Annotated in this window: 4 protein-coding genes; 1 reads left to right on the forward strand and 3 read right to left on the reverse strand. The window is 37.4% G+C overall.

Annotation, left to right across the window (positions count from 1 at the left end; genetic code table 11):
- Nucleotides 1-39: 39 nt before the first annotated feature.
- Together V7147_RS18830 and V7147_RS18835 are read right to left on the reverse strand one after the other, a co-directional pair.
- Entirely contained in the window at nt 40-495 is a 456-nt protein-coding gene (locus V7147_RS18830; protein ID WP_438824612.1) for a flavin reductase family protein, read from the reverse strand.
- A 152-nt stretch (nt 496-647) separates the two neighbouring features.
- The gene (locus V7147_RS18835; protein WP_335369371.1) at nt 648-1,511 is read right to left on the reverse strand and encodes a 2OG-Fe(II) oxygenase; all 864 of its coding nucleotides are present in this window, start codon (nt 1,509-1,511) and stop codon (nt 648-650) included.
- 178 nt (nt 1,512-1,689) lie between these two features.
- On the opposite strand from V7147_RS18835, the gene V7147_RS18840 reads away from it, so the two are divergent.
- Nucleotides 1,690-2,910, forward strand: coding sequence for an MFS transporter (locus V7147_RS18840; RefSeq protein WP_335369372.1), 1,221 nt, complete (start codon nt 1,690-1,692; stop codon nt 2,908-2,910).
- Nucleotides 2,911-2,956: 46 nt separating this feature from the next.
- Here V7147_RS18840 and V7147_RS18845 read toward each other — a convergent pair whose 3' ends face one another.
- Nucleotides 2,957-3,724: a MerR family transcriptional regulator gene (locus V7147_RS18845; RefSeq protein ID WP_335369373.1), complete on the reverse strand. Its 768-nt coding sequence runs from the start codon at nt 3,722-3,724 to the stop codon at nt 2,957-2,959.
- Nucleotides 3,725-3,966: the final 242 nt, after the last annotated feature.

Here is a 3,966-nt window from a genome sequence, read left to right on the forward strand (position 1 = left end):
ACTTTAATAAGCAGAAGTAGGAACTTCTGCTTATTAAAGTTACTTATAGAATTCATCAGGAATATTGCCAAATTTACGGTTGTGATAAAGGAGTGGCGGCTTACTGTTGTTTTCAACCTCAACCACTTCACCAATTAAAATCATATGGTCTCCTGCTTCAACCGTCTTAAAGGTTTTACAATGTAAAACACCTGCTGCACCCTTTAGGATTGGAAGATTGTTACCAGACATCTCCCATTCACAGTTCGCAAATCGATCCGTTCCCTTACTTGCAAAAAGGGCACAGATATCTCCTTGATCACTTGCTAGTACATGAACCGCGAATTTATCTGTTTTTGTAAAAATATCGTAAGTGGATACTCTTTTATCAATGGACCATAAAATGAGTAGTGGATCCAAAGATACAGAAGCAAATGAATTTACTGTTAGTCCAAGCGGAACTCCATTTTCATCAGTCGTTGTAACAACCGTTACACCCGTCGGATAGTTCCCCATAACGTCTTTAAAAGTTTGTACTTTTGTTTGATTATCCAATATTCACACACCTTTCTACAAGATGACTTACTTATTTTTGCTATTAAAAATTTATTCATTTTTAGCACTCATAATACGATTATTTTAACTATATCATGATTACCTTGACAATTCTAATCGTATGCCTTCTGATTACTCCTATAAATATTCCCTTGGCGGATCCATTTCGTTGCGACCCATTTTTCTCCCTCAGAAACAGGTATACTAGAATGGAGCGACATCCGGTCAACCTCACCCTTACTGTTTCCATACTGAAAATAGACGGCAGAGCCTCTCTTCGGAACAATCGAAACTCCCGCTTTCGGAAAAACAGTTTCTCCACCAGCAGGTACATCATTTAAATAGATGAGGAATGTACCTACCCGCTGACCCCCTTTTTCAAGATCTACCTTGCTCGGTGGAAAATAATCAAAATGGCTTTTATATTCCTCGCCAATGCCATAATTCAACACCTGGAGTCTTTCTCCATTTTCCACGGGAAACTCTGTTAATTCTGCAATTCGATTCTCTATTTTTTTGATAAACTCATTTTCTCGTAAATAAAAAGACATTCCTTTACTTGTTCGGCCAGTTGCCGCTTTTTCTTCACCTGTCTTTGGATCTATGACGGTTGAAGGCTTGAGGCGGCTGCTTGACATTTCAATCAACTGGTCGCATTCCTCAAAGCTTAAGAAATTATCTAAGTGTAAAATAAACGGTTTCTCTACTTTTGATAAGACCTTTATTTCTTGTTCGCTTGTACGTAAAATACTTCCCTTTTTAGCAATTTCGGGCTGTTCATATTCGTATGGAGCTTGTATACCTGGTGTGTTTATCGGTTTATTTCCGACAATTCGAAACAGAGTTGTATAAGAGAGTCTAGGGTCATAGCCTTTTCGAATCATTGCATCTACAATTGCTTCAGGGTTTACGCCACTGTTTAAAGTTTTAATAATCCAATCCATAAGTGAACCCGGAATTTGCTTCACTTTCTCCATTTCTTCCTCTCCTTTAAAGCCCAATTTTGTAAAAAGAAATCCCTTACATTCCATTTTAATATAAATAAAATAAAGTAACCACAGATGTATTAAAAAGAAAATTTCGTATTGCTAAATAAATTCATTCTCTTTAAAATGGTGCAATACACAATAATTTTAATAGATATAAGGAGACATAATGAACCGCAAAATTTTTCTTTATGTGAAAGCTTTTTCTGATTTAGGTACCTTCATGGATCTCATTGCTATCAATGTTTTAATGTATGTTGCAACTGGAAGTTCAGCATGGTTGGCAGCCACCATGGCTGTTCGAACTTTTGGGGGAGTATTATCCAGCTTATTTTCAGGAATAGTAGCAGATCGCTTTAATCGTCGAAAAGTGATGGTTTGGACAGATGTTTTTCGAGCAATCATTATTTTGCTCTTACTCCCTTTTCCAAATCCAACCATGATTCTGATTGTATGTTTTTTTATTGGGTTAACCTCTAGTTTTTTTGCGGTGAGTTATAGCGCAGAGATTCCACAAATTTTTGGTCAGGATAAGGTACTCGAAACAAATGCTATCATATCAAGGTTAACATCTATTAGTTTAGTATTTGGATTTCTTGGTGCTGGCGTGATTACTGATTTTCTAGGTTATCAGGTTACGTTAATCATAGACGCGGCTACATACATTGTTTCAGCGCTTGTATTGTTAAAAATGAACTGGGAAACGAAAACAACTCAAACGAAACAAGCTATTTCGAATGGAATAAAAGAGAAACTCATTGGTATTGGAAGGGATTTAAAAGAAGTATATTCCTATATTGTTGTTGCTCCTTTATTACTTTTAGTTAATATCGTTTTCCTCGTAGGGGCATTCGCTGGTGCATCACATAATTTAGGGATACCACTTTTAGCCGAAAATATTGACGCCACGAGACAAAGTTTTTATTATGGATTAATTTGGGGTGTTTGGGGAATTGGTTCGGTGTTAGCCACCATTCTGCTTCCAAGGGTTAAAATACTTACTGGTAACAATCTCTTTTATGGCTGTTTCGTGACAGCGATGTTAATGTCCACTGGGTTCATTACCTTTTTTTCAAGTATAAACCTCTGGATCGTTTTAACCTTTGCTTTCTTTACAGGAATATTTGATGCATGTTTTACGACCTTACATGCTACTGCTCTTCAAAAAACAGATAACAATATAAGAGGAAGAATCTTTGGAGTAGGCATGCTATTAAAATCGGTTGGATTTGCTCTTGGATTCGTAGTTGCGCCAATTGTATTAAAGGTTTTACCACTAGCAAAAATGGTCTTAATATTCCATGGTACATTAATTCTTATATGTATAGTTGCTTTGATTCTTTCAAAGAGTATAAGAAGAGAGAGGTATAAAGTAAAAAAGAGCGCATAGAGTAAGCCCAGCAAAATGCTGGGCTTACTCTAATTCTAATACGCAATTATTCATTTTCAAAGCCAGTAAATACATGTATCGCATCTCTCAAAAATTCTGCGGTTCCTGGCTGTTCTTTGTCGTAATACGCCGTGAATCGCTCGTCATCGACATACATTTGTGCTACACCTGCATGTGCCTCCTTTGAGTAGCTCGGCCAGTAAAACATGAGCCACTGCTTATGCAAATCTGCTGCTTTTTGCGCAAGCTCTCCAGCAGGATCACCAGTCTTCATCGCCTCTTTTAAAGTTTCCATTAGTACTTCACCAAGACGTGTGACCGCATCATGATCCTCTTTAGACATGTTCATGAATTTCTCGTTTGATTGTTTAACTGTTTCTTCGCCATATTTTTCACGAATTTCTTTTCCGTATTTTTTCTCATTTTCCTCAATGGCTTTCTTTTTAAAGCCTTCAAACTTTTCTTGATCGGACATGCTTATTCTCCCTTCTTTTTGCGCAATGGTTTTTTCGACATTGGCAATTAATTGATCAATTTGTTTTCGTTTATCAAGGAGCTGCTCTCGATGCTCGTTTAGTGCTTTGGATTCATCGAAGGCAGGGTTTGTCATAATTTGTTTAATATCAGTTAGATTGACTCCGAGTTCACGGTAAAAAAGTATTTGCTGGAGACAGTTGACTTCATTTTGGCCATAAATTCGGTATCCGGATGAATTGATTCTTGCCGGCTTAAGAATCTCAATTTCATCATAATACCGCAATGTTCTTGTACTGATTCCTGCTAGTTTCGCTAGCTTTTGTACCGTGTATTCCACCTCATCACCCCCTGATATATTCACTTTACACCTTTACGTAACGTCAAGGTCAACACAACATTAGAAAAAATTTTAATCAAATGCGCCTTGGCGTATTTGCGCCCAGATTTTTTAGGCCCACACGATGTGGGTCAAAAAGACGTTGCCACAGGATATGGCGCCTTTAGTCTTTGATCCTATGCTCGAAAAGTTTCCATTGAAAATCGCATGTCTCCGCCGGAGGCTTTAACATTATATAGTCG

Origin of the sequence: Bacillus sp. JJ1521, from assembly GCF_036965165.1 — a bacterium.
Lineage (GTDB): Bacteria > Bacillota > Bacilli > Bacillales > Bacillaceae_L > Ferdinandcohnia.

Excerpts from the sequence above, each read along its gene's own strand:
- V7147_RS18840 (WP_335369372.1), top strand. The coding sequence starts at position 1,690 with ATGAACCGCAAAATTTTTCTTTATGTGAAAGCTTTTTCTGATTTAGGT.
- V7147_RS18830 (WP_438824612.1), bottom strand. The coding sequence starts at position 495 with ATGGGGAACTATCCGACGGGTGTAACGGTTGTTACAACGACTGATGAA.
- V7147_RS18835 (WP_335369371.1), bottom strand. The coding sequence starts at position 1,511 with ATGGAGAAAGTGAAGCAAATTCCGGGTTCACTTATGGATTGGATTATT.